Annotated in this window: 10 protein-coding genes and 1 pseudogene; 6 read left to right on the top strand and 5 right to left on the bottom strand. The window is 36.8% G+C overall.

Translation table 11 applies throughout. The features are described from left to right. Nucleotides 1-130: 130 nt before the first annotated feature. Nucleotides 131-3,628, bottom strand: coding sequence for a HEAT repeat domain-containing protein (locus MW688_RS11610; RefSeq protein ID WP_486736142.1), 3,498 nt, complete (start codon nucleotides 3,626-3,628; stop codon nucleotides 131-133). 401 nt (nucleotides 3,629-4,029) lie between these two features. On the opposite strand from MW688_RS11610, the pseudogene MW688_RS11605 reads away from it, so the two are divergent. Then, a pseudogene (locus MW688_RS11605) lies at nucleotides 4,030-4,440 on the top strand (transposase); the annotation flags it as partial. A 689-nt stretch (nucleotides 4,441-5,129) separates the two neighbouring features. Here the strand turns inward: MW688_RS11605 and MW688_RS11600 are convergent. Next, the gene (locus tag MW688_RS11600; protein ID WP_486736141.1) at nucleotides 5,130-5,372 is read right to left on the bottom strand and encodes a helix-turn-helix domain-containing protein; all 243 of its coding nucleotides are present in this window, start codon (nucleotides 5,370-5,372) and stop codon (nucleotides 5,130-5,132) included. 419 nt (nucleotides 5,373-5,791) lie between these two features. Between MW688_RS11600 and MW688_RS11595 the strand changes: the two genes are divergently transcribed. The 3 genes from MW688_RS11595 to MW688_RS11585 all read left to right on the top strand — a co-directional run bounded on the left by MW688_RS11595 (nucleotide 5,792) and on the right by MW688_RS11585 (nucleotide 10,516). Further along, nucleotides 5,792-7,399: a DEAD/DEAH box helicase gene (locus MW688_RS11595; protein WP_486736140.1), complete on the top strand. Its 1,608-nt coding sequence runs from the start codon at nucleotides 5,792-5,794 to the stop codon at nucleotides 7,397-7,399. Between the two features lie 87 nt (nucleotides 7,400-7,486). Next, complete coding sequence (locus MW688_RS11590; protein WP_486736139.1) at nucleotides 7,487-7,816, top strand: hypothetical protein; 330 nt, start codon at nucleotides 7,487-7,489, stop codon at nucleotides 7,814-7,816. Nucleotides 7,817-7,975: 159 nt separating this feature from the next. Further along, complete coding sequence (locus tag MW688_RS11585) at nucleotides 7,976-10,516, top strand: hypothetical protein (RefSeq protein ID WP_486736138.1); 2,541 nt, start codon at nucleotides 7,976-7,978, stop codon at nucleotides 10,514-10,516. Nucleotides 10,517-10,701: 185 nt separating this feature from the next. Here the strand turns inward: MW688_RS11585 and MW688_RS11580 are convergent, their stop codons facing one another. The 3 genes from MW688_RS11580 to MW688_RS11570 all read right to left on the bottom strand — a co-directional run bounded on the left by MW688_RS11580 (nucleotide 10,702) and on the right by MW688_RS11570 (nucleotide 15,098). Beyond that, nucleotides 10,702-12,741 carry a hypothetical protein gene (locus MW688_RS11580; protein ID WP_486736137.1) on the bottom strand — a complete coding sequence of 680 codons (2,040 nt, stop codon included), beginning with the start codon at nucleotides 12,739-12,741 and terminating at the stop codon, nucleotides 10,702-10,704. After that, a complete protein-coding gene (locus MW688_RS11575; protein WP_486736136.1) occupies nucleotides 12,734-12,898 on the bottom strand; it encodes a hypothetical protein in 165 nt (54 codons plus the stop codon). The genes MW688_RS11580 and MW688_RS11575 overlap by 8 nt, the downstream gene beginning before the upstream one ends. 1,960 nt (nucleotides 12,899-14,858) lie before the next feature. Further along, nucleotides 14,859-15,098, bottom strand: coding sequence for a trypco2 family protein (locus MW688_RS11570; RefSeq protein ID WP_486736135.1), 240 nt, complete (start codon nucleotides 15,096-15,098; stop codon nucleotides 14,859-14,861). A gap of 555 nt (nucleotides 15,099-15,653) precedes the next feature. Here MW688_RS11570 and MW688_RS11565 point away from each other — a divergent pair. Further along, complete coding sequence (locus MW688_RS11565; protein ID WP_486736134.1) at nucleotides 15,654-16,943, top strand: S8 family peptidase; 1,290 nt, start codon at nucleotides 15,654-15,656, stop codon at nucleotides 16,941-16,943. Between the two features lie 341 nt (nucleotides 16,944-17,284). Continuing rightward, nucleotides 17,285-17,524, top strand: a complete 240-nt coding sequence (locus MW688_RS11560) for a ketohydroxyglutarate aldolase (RefSeq protein WP_486736133.1) — start codon at nucleotides 17,285-17,287, stop codon at nucleotides 17,522-17,524. The last annotated feature ends 1 nt before the right edge of the window (nucleotide 17,525 follow it).

Genomic DNA, 17,525 nt, shown 5'->3' with positions numbered 1-17,525 from the left:
AGTCCAATAGACACATTAAAATTTCACACTTTAAGTCATAGCGCACCGGTGAATAAGGGCGATCGCTCTTTTAGGGGTTGCTGAAAAAATAAGTTTTAGAGGATTTTTATTTAAATTTTCCCTAATTACTTCATTCAGGATAAACAGGGATAAAAGATGATCCTGACTTACTATGTTTAATCGCCAATCTCCTCACCAAAGGAAAGATATCATGATCATAAAGATTGATGTTAGGCGATTGGATAAGAGTTTCTAAAACGGTTAAACTCCCTATGCTTCCTAATGCCCATATTGCATAAATTCTCACAAGACTATCTTGATCTTGATCATTAACAGCAGAAAGTAGCGCCTCTAGGGCTTTCTCACCCCCTATGATTCCTAATGCCTCTACTGCATACCTGCTCACATAAATATATTGATCATTAACAGCAGAAAGTAGCGCCTCTAGGGCTTTCTCACCTCCTATCCTTCCCAAAGCCTCTAATGCGTATATTCTCACATAAATATCTTGATCATTAACAGCAGAAAGTAGCGCATCTAGGGCTTTCTCATCCCCTATCCTTCCTAAAGCCTTTACTGCTCTCCTTCTCACATCACTATCTTGATCATTAACAGCAGAAAGTAGAGCCTCTAGGGCTTTGTCACCCCCTATCCTTCCTAAAGCCTTTACTGCTCTCCTTCTCACATAAATATCTTGATCATTAACAGCAGAAAGTAGCGCATCTAGGGCTTTGTCACCCCCTATCTTTACTAAAGCCTCTGCTACACTCCATCTCACAAGACTATCTTGATCATTAACAGCAGAAAGTAGCGCCTCTAGGGCTTTGTCACCCCCTATCTTTACTAAAGCCTCTGCTACACTCCATCTCACAAGACTATCTTGATCATTAACAGCAGAAAGTAGCGCCTCTAGGGCTTTGTCACCCCCTATCTTTCCTAAAGCCTCTACTGCATACCTTCTCACAAGACTATCTTGATGATTAACAGCAGAAAGTAGCGCCTCTAGGACTTTCTCATCCCCTATCTTTCCTAAAGCCCCTGCTGCATAACTTCTCTCATAAATATCTTGATCATTAACAGCAGAAAGTAGCGCCTCTAGGGCTTTCTCAGCCCCTATCTTTCCTAAAGCCTCTACTGCATTCCTTCTCACAAGACTATCTTGATCATTAACAGCAGAAAGTAGCGCCTCTAGGGCTTTCTCACCCCCTATCTTTCCTAAAGCCTCTACTGCATAACTTCTCACCGTCCAATCTTGATCATTAACAGCAGAAAGTAGCGCCTCTAGGGCTTTCTCACCCCCTATGATTTCTAAAGCCTCTACTGCATACCTTCTCACCGTCCAATCTTGATGATTAACAGCAGAAAGTACCGCCTCTAGGGCTTTCTCACCCCCTATGCTTCCTAAAGCCTCTACTGCATACATTCTCACCATCCAATCTTGATCATTAACAGCAGAAAGTACCGCCTCTAGGGCTTTCTCACCCCCTATGATTCCTAATGCCTTTACTGCAATCCTTCTCACCATCCAATCTTGATCATTAACAGCAGAAAGTAGCGCCTCTAGGGCTTTCTCACCCCCTATGATTCCTAATGCCTTTACTGCATACATTCTCACCATCCAATCTTGATCATTAACAGCAGAAAGTACCGCCTCTAGGGCTTTCTCACCCCCTATGATTCCTAATGCCTCTACTGCAATCCTTCTCACCATCCAATCTTGATGATTAAAAGCAGAAACTAACACATCTACTCGTTTCTCATAAGCTTGTCCGATTTCTATCACCACTGTTTTATATAATTCAATCTGTGGATACTGTTTCCACCAGACAAAAACCTCCTCAATAATCTCCCCAATCATCTCATGCTTAATGACATCACATTCCCCTAAACATCGCCCTGCTAAAATTAACTGTGTCTTAAAAATATCATCTTTTTCTTTCCTAATTGCCTCAAGCAACAACATTGGGTTTTTCAACAATCCTGCTAATAACGTGATGGTTTCATGCCAATCATAATCCCAGAAATAAGGTTGAATTAATCCTATCCCCTCGGTGGGATTGTCATTAATCTTGCGACTGAGGTAAGAAGCAGTTAAATATTCCTGAAAAGTACGATGTAAAAACAAATATTGAGGCTTATCTGTGCCTCGATATAGGGTTTGTAAAATACCATCTTCCTTTGATAACTCGATGATTAATTCCCCTGTTTTATCTTCTTTTAAATCCGTGGGTGGATTTTTTAAATATTTCTCTAACCAATCATAAAGAGTATCATAATTAAAAATCTCTACCCCTTGACAGGAAAAATCATAAGCCATTGCTTCTAATAAACGAATCTTAGCTGCGACTCGTGCAGTATTATACACAGGACGATTTTGTACCCAAACTTCGAGCATACAGTTAACCGCTTTCTGATAAATTTGTCCCTTACGAGCTGGTAACTGAAGTTGGTCATGTTGATATAAACTACAAATTAAAGATAATAACAAAGGATTCTGGGCTAACCCACTAATTTGAGGTCTTTCTTTTAAGGCTTGAATTAAATTCGGTGCAGTAATTGAACTATCTTTTAAATAATCTTTAGCGTTATTAAACCATGTAATTATATATTCTTCTGTTTGCTTTTGGGTAAAGGGAACAATTTCCATTTCCTTACCCTGATTAATGAAACTTCCCCCATAACCAACAATTCTCGAAGTGGCAATAATCCCACAAGAAAAGTTTTTCACAAAAATCTTCAGTTTTTCAATTAATTTATTTCTTTTCTCTAAGGGGACTTCATCTAGTGCATCTAATAATAATAAAACTTTTCCTGCTTTTAATTGCTTTTCCAGAAAACTATTTAAAAAACAGCTCACTGTCTTATTTTCTTGATGCTGTAATAAGCGAGAATAACGCTGTTTAACCAGTTTTATAATTGTTTCATCAATAGTTAAGTCTTGCTCATCAGCTAAACTAGATAAGCGAATAAACAAAGGAATGATTAAACTCTCTAGAGATTCCCCTTGATTTAATTCCTCTAAAGATTGTTTAACGGTTTGACAAACTTCCATCCGTAAGAGGGTTGATTTTCCCATCCCTGGATCTGCTAAAACAATAATATTATTTTGATTTTGTTTAGCTTTATTCCAGTCTTCCTGTGTCTTTTGAATCTCCTGTTTAATCTCTTCTTCACTGGATCCTTTTAAGGCATAAATTCTTCTTAATTCTGCTTCGGTTTCTGCATAACTCCCAATGGTTTCTAACTTATCTTGGTATCGTCTTTCTAAGGTAACTTGAATGGGTATATATTGATCTTTGAGGGTTATTTCTTGAGAAGTATGAAATAATTTAATCTTATTGTCAAATGATTCTATTTCCTCTAGTAAGTCGGCGATCGCCTTTCTTTTTCCTGCTTCACTTAACCAGTTGGATTCAACTTGTGTTGGTTTAGGATCAATCCCCTGGTTGCTTAATATCTCAATCCATTCCTGATTACCATATACTCTTGCTAAAGATTCTGCTTCTAAAGATTGAGGGCGATCTATCTGAGGGTGTTTTGATTGTACTCCTACCACTAATCCCTTACAAATAATAGCAGATCCTGATGTTCCCGACCAAGGGGAATGACCCTCCCGTAATCGTCTCAATTGTTCATCAGTTGGTTGTATGGTTTCATCGATGATATTTAATCTTAAATTACCGTTGGGAGGGCGATCGGCAACTTTAATGATTCCTTGTATATGTAACCCTGTGGCATATTCAATATTATTTTCACAATACCCGCATTTCTCACAAAAAGAGCGATCGCTAATCTCAGAAGCCTCATAAGATAAGGATTTAACTTAGATTTAGCTCTCTTTGAAAAAACAACACTCTGTAAAAAAGTTCGATAACAAAATAAGGTTTGAGAGAACCAAGTAGCAAATATTATTTTGGGGGGGAGAAAAATCTCTACTAACTCTTAGAAAATAACCTAAATTAAATCTTATTATAATACTTTTATTTGGTATAATTTAAATAAGTTTATATTAATTATATTTTACAGTAAATGAGTAATAAAAAGAGACAAAAATTATACTTTAAAAAGCAAAAAGGAAAAGAAATTATTGCAGATTTTAGTGGTGGACTTATTACCTCGAATGCGGGTATTATATTAATAGCTGAATTAGATAGAAAGTTAAAGATCACAGAAAACTTTTCAAAATGTTTTCAAGACTATCGGCATATTTCTTATACAGATTATACCCTGAGGGAATTATTAGCACAAAGGATTTATGCCTTAATTTTAGGGTATGAAGATTTGAATGATCATGAAAATTTAAGACATGATCCAACCTTGATGCTCGCATTATCAAAACTAAATTTTGTTGAAAAAGAACCGAAAGGATTAGCGGAAAAAAGTACATTAAATCGTCTAGAATATTGTCCTAAAGACATTATAAATCAAAAAGAATCTCGTTCTCCGTAATCCAGTGCCGCCTAATTGCTTCTGAAGATATTCTCTGCTACCTCTGGCAACTTATGGCACAACCCTACAGTGAACTGGTAGCGGGTTTTTGATAGAAGATAAATTTGGATGAAAAGCTATTGAGATAAGGGGTTAAGCTGATTTATAATAAAAGCATAATAGTCATTTTAGTTTTCACCTAAAAATAGTTTTGATAGTTCAATCCCAGTCATGGAGAACGATTGCCACATCTTTAACAAAAAAGCAATTTGAAGAATTTGTCTTCGTGTTTTATTCGTATCAATTTATTAATTGTGGCGGACTGCAATTATCGAGCACTGGGACTGCAATCATAACCACTTTGGGACAGGATTAAGACGCGATCTCTTAACTAATCAGAACCGTATTTCAACAATGCTCAAAGGTTTGCCATACTCATAATATTCGCTCTCGTCTGTCATCCCTTTTTTGATTTTCGCGTTTGAAACGCGGTTTCACCAAAGGTCAATTCAAGGCGCGTTTGAGAGCAAGAATTAAGAAATTGTTCCCGAAAAACAACTTGTTACTTAAAAATACCACTTCCGACAAGATGCAAGTGATTGAACTGTACTTCAGTCAATACGAGTTTCACCAAGAAGTTTTTTTGCCTACCCACAGAGACAGCTATACCACCCTCTATATTTTTGTTAAATCATCCCCATTTATTGAGAGATGGGTTCTGGAATATATTCAATCAAATCATCTAAAGTACAAGGTTGTGTACTAAGTTTTGTAATTGCATCACAAATTTTTGCTAGAGTTTCACCCCCGATTTCAGGTAAGTCATCATTACTTTTGAGCTTGGAAATACTCACTGGGTTCATTTCCAATTCTTGCGCAAGAGATTTGTTAGTAATCTTGCGATCTGCCATGATTGCTCTCAATTTCCAACGAACTTTACTCACGTTCAACTCAAATAATTTACGACTTCAAATCTATCTTTTACTTAGGAAATGAGCAGAATATTAACTTCTACTCTTAATTTTCTTCGGTGTTTAACTTTTTGGGATTCTTTTAATCATTTGTTTCCTCAGTTTCACACTCAAGTAAAAGCTAGAACAATTTCTAGTATAGCTTATAAAACTTAATCTCAATACTCATAAGCTATGCTTATTTTTATATTTATATATCCATAAGCTATTTTAATAGCTTATAAATTTAATTGTTTAGCTTACAAGGCTATAATAGAAGCAAGTTGTTTTTTGATATGGAAAGTTCTATCCATACTCAGTTCAGACAACCATAAAAAATAAGACTCCATTAAGGTTCAAGTAAAAAGGACTTGACCTTAACTAAAGAGTCAAACAAAATATCCATACTTATTATGATACCTAAAATATACGTGAAGGGCAAGCTGAGTCAACTTAGCTTAGCTCTAGATTCCTCTTGTCAGCCTTGCTTACCAAGACTTAGGGATTATCAGCAGCAGGTCATTCAAGAAATTAATCTTTTGATTAAGCAGGGATATCAAAGAATCCTAGTCTTTGCCCCCACTGGTGCTGGAAAAACAATAATTGCCGGGCAGTTTGTCTACGATGCCGTCCAATCAGGGCAAAAAGTCATTTTCATTGTTCATCGAGATGTTCTCATTCAGCAAACACTAGATAAATTTGCTTTATGGGGATTAGAAGACAAATTTGGAGTAATAGCAGGTGGTTATCCAGAAAACCATTCAGCTTCAATCCAAATCGCCTCTATTCAAACACTTTCTAGGAGGAATATTGACTGGTTTACTCCTAATATCTACATTTTCGATGAAGCCCATTTAACCAATTGGTTTAAAACTAGTCTCAGTCTATTCCCTCCTCTTTCAGAAAACTCTCAAAATCAAGCAATCTGCATTGGGTTAACAGCAACACCTTGGCGCTTATCGAAACGGGAAGAAATGGGAGATATCTACGAAACATTAATAACAGCTCCATACCCTTGGGAATTAATTGCCAGGGGTTTTTTAGTATCTCCTGTTTACTACGGATTAAAACAAGCCAATCTCAAGGGAGTAAAAACTACTGATGGGGAATATTCCAATAACGATTTAGAGGTACGTTGTAATGTTCCCCATGTCATCAATGCAGCAGTCAGAGAATGGATGAGACTGGCTTATGGAAGAAAAACCATCGCTTTTGCCGTAAGTGTAAGCCACGCACAAAGTATTGCTCAAGCTTTTAATGAGCAGGGGATAGCAGCAGCCAGTGTTGATGGTTCGATGAGTTATCGGGAGCGCTCTCTACTTTACGACCAACTGGCAAGTGGAGAACTTTTAGTAATTTCCAGTTGTGAATCACTGTCTGAGGGATTTGATGTACCCAGTGTAAGTTGCATTATGCTGTGTCGTCCTACGAAATCTAAAGCTAAATATTTTCAGCAACTAGGACGAGGATTAAGACCCGCTCAAGATAAGACCGATTGTTTAGTTCTAGACCAAGCCGGATTAATTAAACGTTTTGGCTTTATCGAGAACTTGAAAAAAGTAACTCTCAACAATGCGGACGACATACCTCTAGGGGAAACACCAACAAAAATTTGTCCCGAAGATGAATATGGCTGTGGAGCAATTATTAATCAATTTGCCCAAATCTGTCCCCACTGCGGTTATGTATTTCCTCGACCAGACAAGCTAACTCCCACGCAAAAATTGGAGCGATTAATCAGACGAGAAGATATACATAAATTTCATTTTTACAGGGAACATTTAAAAATTGCTTACCTGAGAGGCTTTTCTCCAGAATGGGCGACCTTAAGCTTTCAAAAATCCTTTAACGGTAGCCATCCTCCCAGAGATTGGAGTAGAGGTGCTGTTTTTGGAGATAATCCGACGGAAAAACATCTTCAAGTTTATCGCAATTATTTATCTGCGATCGCCATTAGCAAGAAGAAAAACTTGGTTTGGATAAGCCAACACATGAACTACGAGTTCGGACAGGACAAATAACCATCACATAAACCTTGGAGAAAAGAAATATTTCTCCAGGGTGCTTTTCTTATTGACCCACATAGAAAGGAATTCACGAATTTGACAATGAAAAATATCGAAGCATTTAGATTGGCGATCGCTCTCATCTACCCCAAGCCTCAAAAAGTATGGTTCAAACTAGGACATGACAGATTCTTCGTAGGTGAAGTAAATAGCAGCGGTAACTTTTCCTTACATGCCACCAAAGGGAATAGAACCAATCGCGTTACTACCGACTTGATTGAAGATGGATTTAGTTATCTACGTAAGCAATCAGAACTTGTTGTTGGTGGAGTTTTCTATATCCCCACCAATGCCGAAGAATTCCCTCTTAAGGAATATATTCATACCTCACAGGATGTTAGTACTGAGTTTGATTTTGGTACAACTGAATAACAATTAGATAAAATCGACTGGTTTATAAAAGTATCTGGCTTAGAACCAGCATTTACGACTACTTCTGGGGGTAAATCTCTTCATCCTCACTGGTTACTTGATGAAGCAATAGACATAAAAAAGGCTACTTACTTAGACCAGCTTCTATGTATTGCCACCATGGGGGACCCTGCTGTAGTTAATCCTCATCAACCGATGCGATTCCCTGGGTTTTATCGTAAGGAGAAACAAGGCGAGCAAGAATTAATTCAATATAGCCATAATCGCTATAGTTACGAAGAATTTATTGTTGGTTTTAAGAAAGCTTTTGCTGCCTTAAACCTTCCCTTACCTGAGAATATTAGCGAAAACAGATGGCGAGAAATAAAGAAGGCTATTCGTCTTGAAAGGGATTATGCTCAAGTTAGGACGGTACTTAACCAAAAAGAAGAAGATTTACAGCCCCGTTATCGTAGTACGTTTAGTTATGATTCTGATGAGTTAGTAGACCGTCTAATTACCGACGCTCTATCAGTCATTCCCCAAAGAATCAAAGGGCAGAACACCTACGAATATTACCTCAAAGTGGCTACTGTACTTAAAAGTAGGTATGGAGAAGAAAGAGCGATCGCATTATTAGAACAGCATTCTCCATCGTATCAATGTGGCTGGAATATACCAGGAGTAGTAAGAGCGATACACAAGGACTTGCCACCTCCAGTCTTATTTAGAGTAGCAAAGGACTTAGGAAACTGGATATATCCCCAATGGGCAAAAGAGGAACTAAAAGCACAATGGATTGCTTTTCATCAAAAAGAAATAGAATCAAAATTTGAACCCGATGAGCAAGAATATCAGGAATTTGTAGAAACACTTGCCGAACAAGAGTTAATTGAAACGGAACTAGAACCCAAGAATAACTTCTTTGATTGGTTGAGAAAGCAATTAAGTCTTGGCTTATGTCCTACTAAATATTTTGGGTCAAGTTTTCAGCAAATGCTTAAGGCCACAAAACCTTTGTCTATGCCCAATATAATTCACTTTAAAGAAGGGATGGTCTTACCATCGCCCAATCAATTTAATGGGGTGATTAGATTTAAACCAAAACAACGATTGAAAGTAATTGCCACAGCTAAAAAATCCGGTTGGAAGTTCGTACATGATAAATCTTTTATGGGGTTAGGGAAATCTCATGAACTAGGTTTATTAGAACCAGATAACTATCAAGTTATGGATGCTAATTCTGGAGAAATGAAAACTAGAAATGGCGAGATTTGGTACTTAGACTTGAATCACCGCAACCCTTCTGTAGCTACCATAGAACAAAACTTTACTGATTTACCTATTAAGCATAATGGGTTATATCACAATCACTCCAGACAGACAGCATTAGGAAACCCTTTTTTAGTAACTGCCCCCACTGAAGATAATCAAGATGTCGCAGTAAGCAGCAACTGTATCAATGCTGAACTGTTTTATCAACTCAAAGAAAAGGGCTATGACCCGGACTTTAGTCAGGAGGAAAGACAAACTTCTAATGGCAACTCATATCAAGTTAATTCAATATGTGCCAGATGTCCTTTCTTTAAGCAAAAAGGAGACAACGGAAAGCCTCTTTGTTCTAGTCAAGTCGGTGATGGCTACGGGTTTCGGAAGTTGAGGAAAGATGCGATCGCTACTCCCAAGAAAAGGGCACATATTGAACAATTAGCGCCAGACTATGATTACCAATATTCGACACTGGTAATAGAAGAAGCAGGTCAATTAATTAAAAGTACACAAATTGAGCAAGAACCACCATCTATGAATAATCTTAATGTCGAGGTTATCAACGTTAAAGGTCTAGGTTCATCCCAGGCAAGTGAGACTGCTTTGCAACGCGCGATCGCCTTAACTGAAAAACTCCAAACCTTGCATCCTGAATTAACTGTGTTGGGATTGAAAAAATGGCAAAACAAACTAAAACTTGACGGCTGGTGGTTTGCTCATAATCGTGGCACTAATGAATTAAAGGGGAAAACAGCTATTACAGCATTTGGGTCACCTAATATTAATGTGGGTGCTGCACTGGACGAATATTTGATTTTACATGGAACTACTCAGGGATTTGATGAGTACTATCAACAATTAACTGAATCAGAGTATCTTCAATTGATTGGACGTGCTAGGCATCATCATTATCTCCATCAGCAATTTACTATCTATCTGATTGGTTCAAATATCAACTCTGATTTCCTCTCTCACCTGAATATAACTCATAAAGTTTCCGATGGGTTCAGTTGGACTCCATTCGCAGGAACACAACAGCAACAGAATCGTTGGAAGATTTGGCAAATTGCACAACAGTTACATAAGTTAGGAGAGAAGGTTACTCAAAGTGCGATCGCACTTGCTTTGGGAGTTAGTCAAGGGCGAGTATCTCAAATCCTGAAAGATTCTCCTTTAGGGGATTGGAGAGGTTTGAAAAAATTATTAGAAAACCTACTTAGTACTAATAGTAGGTTTTCTAATAATTTAGAGAGAGAGTCAGATGAGCTTTTAGCACAGTTTCTGGAACTTGATTGGGAATGTGTAATTGAAACAGTTATCAGAATTATTCATGAAGATGGGTGGATGGAATTTGCTGGTTGGTTACAATCATTTTCTGCTCAAATACAATGTCAGTTGGTAGCAATAGTTACTAATTTTTACTTATTATGGCCAGACGCGATCTCGCCTTAGGCGAGCCACTGCGTGATCGCCAAAAACCCCCCTCAATCTCCACAAGCTTTTCAGCCCACCTGTCACCCAGTTAGGTGTAACACCATCATCTGAAACCTCTATTCTTCCGTGCAACTTTTCAGGAATCGTTGCCAGAAATTTTCTCCCCCACTCTCATCCGTTAGAATGAGGTCCGTTACAGCTACTCAAACGCCGCAATTCATCAAATTGTTAATAAAATCTTGATAATAACTATCATGCGTAATTAAGTCTTGAAGTTGGGAAAACTGCTTCCGATCTTTAAAGTACGCAGCTATCAACAACCATTGGATACTAGGTGATAATGATACCCTTGAATTAATGGTTCGATGCACATTTTTGCGAATAAAATCATAAATATTCCTTTCTTTCCCAATTAATGAACTAATTGCAAATGCTTCACAAACAGAATAAAAATAAAACAATGAGCTATCATTCTCAGTCTCAGAGATTTTAAGTAATGAATTTATAATGCTATCATCCTCTGAAAATATGCTTAATTCAATTGCATAAATATTTTTCTCTAAAATCTCTTCTTTTAATAATTCTGGACGATCTTTTACTTTTTTAAACCAACTAAAAACAATATCTATATTCTTTATTTTTTTTTCTTTTGTATTAAGTGTATTAAGGAAATTTAAGAAATCAGCCTTATTCATATAATTAAAGTTAGGAATATCTATAAATTTAAAATCGAAAATAGGTAGGTTAGCATTATTATTATCATATCCGTAGATTACCCCCTGTTCACTGATGACATATTTAATTTCTTCTGATCCCATGCTCCTGTAAGATGATATATAAAGAGAATCAATAATAGGACTTCCTATGCTCCTGTAAGATGATATACAAAGAGAATCAATAATAGGACTTTGTAAAATTTGAGCAAAAAGCTTTTTGTGTGTTTCTTGTTTAATTAAAGGTATTTGACCATTACAACCATTGTAGTGATAATACAGTATTGCTGTTACATGACCTCCGCTACTGCCAAAATGTCCTTCTGGTATTAAATCTAAATCAAATATTAACTCCTTACCCATTCGGGTGGTATTGGCACTTACAATTAACGTTTTTTCAATGATATGTTGAGTATCTGAACCACACCTAAAATTATATTGTAGGTCCGCATCAATATCATATTGACCAGTCTTAAGCATCGACTGACAACGCCCTTCTGTATGAATTATCCTAACTGAATCAAAATAGATCGTGCAACTAGTAGTGTTTCCAATCCAAATTCTTGATTTACTACCTTTTTCATTACCTGGAGGATTTTCAATCTTGGAGATAAAAACCCCTTTATACCCTTCCTTCTGTGGCTTCAAAATTTTTGCCGGTTGGAAAACTTTTTTTTTTACGTATCTTTGAATATTTTTTGCTGGTCCTTCCTTTAAAAATGGTAGTTCTTCATATTCTTCTTGAAATTTTTGCTCATTACCACCAAAAAGTGAACTTTTAATCTTCTCTGTAATTACAATACCGCCTTTTTCTTTGGCGATCGCATCGGAGGCAATTTCATCGGCAATAAAACAGTTGCTCCCAGTTGGTCTGCTAATTCCTTCGGCATTTTGATACAAAGTAATAGGGCCATAATGAATTCCCACTCTGCTTTTTACCTGTATATTTTCTTGTTTGCTATCTGACTCGACTTCTAATTCTTCAATTAATTTAAAGGCTAATTCTGTATATTCTTCAAGAGAAACATCTTGCTTGGTTGGTAAAACTAATATTCCCCCATCGCCACCTGGTGAAAAGAAAAATGAATTCTCACCACTAGGAAAAATGTTTTTTTTCTTGACTTTTTCTAAGCTATCAATTACTGAGCGAAATCTCTTACTTAATTCACTTCTATCTCCTTGAGAAAACTTTGGTAAATCATAGTTGTTAATATACAAAAAAACCACACTGGCGAGTATTTCTTGGCGATCTTTTAATTCCATTGGTTGAATCTCGTTTGTTTGAGAATTTTTTAAGATACTGTCTTCATTTCTACTAACACTCCACAATTTTTCTAAAACTTCCTCTATTTTGTCCAGTCCTATTCCTCCAGGTGTTTTAGCTAAATCCATTAGTGCGATCGCTCTTTCTGTTTGAGGTGTATTTTCAGCAGGTAAAAGGGTCTGAGAAACTCCACAGGCAAAAATCAACCTATTAAACTGAACAGGAGTTAATTGCTCCAGATGTTCTAAAAGTTCCAACTCATTCATCACTCACCTTTCTTGCCAAGCGCTTTATGAACATACGAATTACTTGACGTTTAGTTTCTTGCTGTTGAAAGCAATATTTCTCCAGCAATTCAAACTCACTTTCTGGGAGTTGAATTGTTAAAGTTCTAATTGGTTCGTGAATAACTTTTCTGGGCATGAAATTCAATGTAACTCATATATTCATGATACATTAACAAATATCACCATGGCTATTGTTTAACAACAATTTTAAGGTTTTATTCAAGTTTTGTTTATCAGGTGAGATTCGAGAAGCTGAAGGGGGTGTAGGTGAGTTGCTGACAGGAGTGATTATCGTCAAGTGACTCTACAGAAATCTTGGTCTGTTCCTAGACGATAAAATTATTATTCAATCTAAAAGGGAACAAATTGTTCCCTAATCGCAAAAATTAAAACCTTTTATGTTTTAATAACTATATAGTAAATAAAGATAAATGATAATAATTTAATGTCTCCAATTTGGAGACATTTGAAACCTAAAAAAATATTAAGCAGTACAATTGGTATAGCAGCATTCGAGTCTTTTGAGTTCTGCTCATCCCTGTATTGTAGGAGTGGCTGAATAAACTTTCTTTTTCATCCACTTTTATTTAGAGTGAACCAGTGCGATAGGTTTAATATTGATAGTAGTTATAGATGTGGTGAAATTATGAAATTAAAATAATTTGATTGGCCACCGATAGCAATTTGATGTCCCCAATTGGGGACAGTTGAAGCTTTAAAAAATTCTTAGTTAAGACAAGTATTTATGGTTAAGTTCTATAGCAACAAAAGAGTTGGTTAGGACAGTAATCTAAAAGCATTATCTAGAGCATCATGCAGACGGTAGTGTTGTAGATAAGTTGATAATTAACAAAATTTCACTCTATCTACAACACTACCAACGAAAGCAACGACCAAATTAGTAATCAGCTATTACAACTGGATTTGGGAAAACGTTCGTTTATAAACAACAGCAGCAATGAGAGCCGGATTAACAGAACACAGATGGAGTTGGAATGACCTCATTTGTTATCCCACAGTTATTTGATGCACTACCGTTTTATATTTAACTTTAGCCTAATTTCTCCCGATCGCTCTGGGGGAACAACTTTTCCATCTACTGAATTTGGTTCATAGATGATGGTTGATACTTGATATAGCAGTGTATTAACTGTTATGGCGATTGTTGGAATATAGCTGTAAACTCAATTTTTGCTCTTTTATTTTATTTTAATATAATTTAATTTTTGCTTATTAAAGTCAAAATGTAAATTTATAGCAATGATCAAATAGATGTTTACAGTTATCATGAAAAGCCCCCCGAGTTTGCGGGGGGGAAGGGGGGATCTGTAAATATAAATATTGTTAACAATACAACGCTCATTGCTATAGCAATGTCTTAATGATGGTGCGTTACGCTGACGCTAACGCACCCTACAAGACTTGATATAGCAGTGTAGTAACTGTTATGGCGATTGTTGGAATATAGCTGTAAAGTCAATTTTTGCTCTTTTATTTTATTTTAATACAATTTTATGTTTGCTTATTACAGTCAAAATGTAAATGTAGCAATGACCAAATAGATGTTTACAGTTATCATGAAAAGCCCCCCTTGTTAAGGGGCAGGGCTGTTTCGTTCTAAAATTTTTCGTAAGCTAGAAGCTAGACACCACAAAAGTTGACGCTCTTTTTAGCTATTATTAGAAAAAAGGTGATTTATTATTAGCAAAAAATCCCTTCTCCCTGCTCCCTGCTCCCGTGCTCCGGTGCTCCTCCTCACCATTTTCTTTGTCAAGAACGAAACAGCCGCGAGAGAAAACCTGCTCAAAATTGCCAGCCTTTACCAGTTAATGGTTTGGGGTCACAAATAACTTATGAAGTGGCGGAGAGCGCCTCCCAATAACTCAAGATTATTGACCAAAAAACAGCCTCTAAGGCGCTCTCCGCAAGGCTGGCAATTTTGAGTAAGTTTATTGCACCCCTGCCCGAGTTTGCGGGGGGGAAGGGGGGATCTGTAAATATAAATATTGTTAACAATACAACGCTCATTGCTATAGCAATGTCTCAATGATGGTGCGTTACGCGCTTCGCGCTAACGCACCGTACAAGACTATATATTAATCAGGAATATCATCACTACCAGTATAAAAAGATTGATTAGGGTTATTTTTCCAAATAGGTTTAAGAGGAATTTTTAATTTTTGTACAGTAGCATTTTTTTCACTCACTCCCCCTCCCATTTCAAGCACCCAAAATTTAATTCCTCCTTTTCCCTCTTTCGTTTTTTCTACCAGGAATTGGACTTCTAATTCAATTTCTCCTACCTCAAAACCAATTTCTTTTCCTTCAGCAGACAATGTTGATCAAGCTAGTTCAGTCCTAAGTGCTTCTATGGTTTCCTTCAGGGAAATTTTGTTTATGGTCATAAAATTAGAGTTCGATCAAAGATTTAACTTTTTTATTTTATGTTATGTGTGTTAGAAGGTGGTCATGATTTTTGACTAAAATAGCTACTATATAGCAATTATCATACTGGTGAGGTACAGCAGTTATCCTTTTGAGGCAGGAGGCACCTCAGACCAAAGCATCTTTATCACTCATTTACTGGTGAGGGTTGAGTTTTGAAGTAATAAGTAATGAGTAATGAGTAAGAGAATTAATGCGATCGCGCTTAAAAATTGATTCTCCCTTGTCGGCCAATTTCTGTACTTTTGTTTTGGTGCTTTGATATGAGGCAAGAGAGGCTCCGAGTTAGGTACAACATCATGAGTCCGAAAATGCTACATCTTTTTTTCTAAGAAGCGATCGCCTCTTTTCTCAACAGTATACCCTTTTTGATCTTAAAGATTATTAACACTTAAATGTGTCATTTGAGGATTATTTTAGTTATTAGACACTGACACAAAATTATTATGGCTAATAATATATCAATCAAACCAGTACAAACAACTGGTCGTTATTTAGTTCTTTTACCTGAACAAGATGTTAGATTAGGAATGTCAGCATTAACTGACTCCACGGGAGCTAGAGATATTGATGATTCAGGTATGAGCAATCTAGGGGTTGCAGTAGTTACTCTAGATCCAGATCAAGTAAGGTCTCTCAATGCTGCTGTGGCTGGTTCACAACCTATATTGGCGAGCGAACCAGAACAAATTATGTATGCCATTGGCGGCCCTTCAATTAGTGGTAATACTTCAAACTACCTTCAAGGTTATAAAGATGGTGTAACAAATCTGGTGAACAATTTAACCAAAGGTGAAGTTTTACCAGATTCACAATTAACTGCTTCTGTATTTTCTGATACTAATAATAATACTTGGGGGCTACAAGCTACTAAAGTTGTTGATAGTCCTTACACTGGCGCTGGTATCAAAGTCGCTGTCCTGGATACAGGTTTAGACTTAACACATCCTGATTTTGCTGAGAGAAATATAACAGAGCGCTCTTTTATCTTGGGAGAAGACACTCAAGATTTACAAGGTCACGGGACTCACTGTATTGGAACTGCTTGTGGACCTTTGAACCCACCGGATTCATCTTCTCTAAGACGTTACGGTGTCGCTTATAATTCAGAAATATTCGTGGGCAAGGTTTTGAGTAATCAGGGTTCTGGTGCCGATGGTGGTATTTTAAATGGAATTGATTGGGCAATTGCTAATGGCTGTCAAATTATCTCTATGTCTTTAGGTGCGCCGACTAGACCAGGAACTTCTTTTTCTCCAATTTATGAAGAAGTGGCAAAACGAGCTTTAGCCCGTGGAACTTTGATTATTGCGGCAGCAGGTAATGATAGTTTTAGACCAGGATTTATAGCGCCTGTAGGTCGCCCTGCTAACTGCCCCTCTATTATGGCTGTAGCTGCTTTGGATAATCAATTAGAAGTTGCCTCTTTCTCCAATGGTTCAATTAATCCTGATGGTGGAGCAATTGATATTGCGGGACCAGGAGTAGATGTTTACTCGACTTGGTCAACAGACCCCAGCGCAATTCAACCTCCTGCTGGTTTCGGACCATCAAGATATCAAACCATTAGCGGCACTAGCATGGCAACTCCTCATGTAGCAGGAATTGCTGCTTTGTATGCTCAAGCAACTGGTAAAAGAGGTTTAGAACTTTGGGCTCTTTTAATGAGTAATGCTCAAAGATTAGAACTTTTTTCAACTGATGTGGGAATTGGTTTAGTTCAAGCACCACTTTAACTCAGATCTTGCTTCTTTATCACTCATTTACTTGTGGTGGTTGAGTAATAAGTAATGAGTAATGAGTAATGAGTTAAAGAATTGATCCTAACCCCTTAAAAATTGATTCTCGCCTGTTGGCCTATTTAGTACTTTTGCACTTGCTTGCTTTGGTCTAAGTCTCGTGAATTTGATAATATATAGTTTAAATGCGCATTAGCTTAACATAAGTTGTGGTTAATTGCTTCTTCCTCCGTGAATTTCTCTAAGATTCAACGGAGGATTGAAAGTCACTTTAAATTGGCTAATAAGTTAAAATAAATATTAACTCTTCCTGACTAAATTTTGTTGACGCACCTAATATGTCTCAAGTTAAAATATCCGTTTCTGTTGATGATGCTCATTTACCTCAAATTCAACAAGTCTCTAAACAATTAGAATTATGTGGGATGAATGTAGAGCAAACTCTATTAACTATTGGTGTTATCATAGGTTCAATTTCTAATGATAAACTTAATAGTCTTTATCAAATTGAGGGGGTTAAACATTGTGAACCTCAAGAAAGCTATCAATTAGCTCCTCCAAATTCTGATGTTCAATAAA

The organism is Johannesbaptistia floridana (assembly GCF_057440575.1).
Note: the sequence above shows the minus strand (reverse complement) of the source record. Positions and strands in the feature narration are given on the sequence as shown.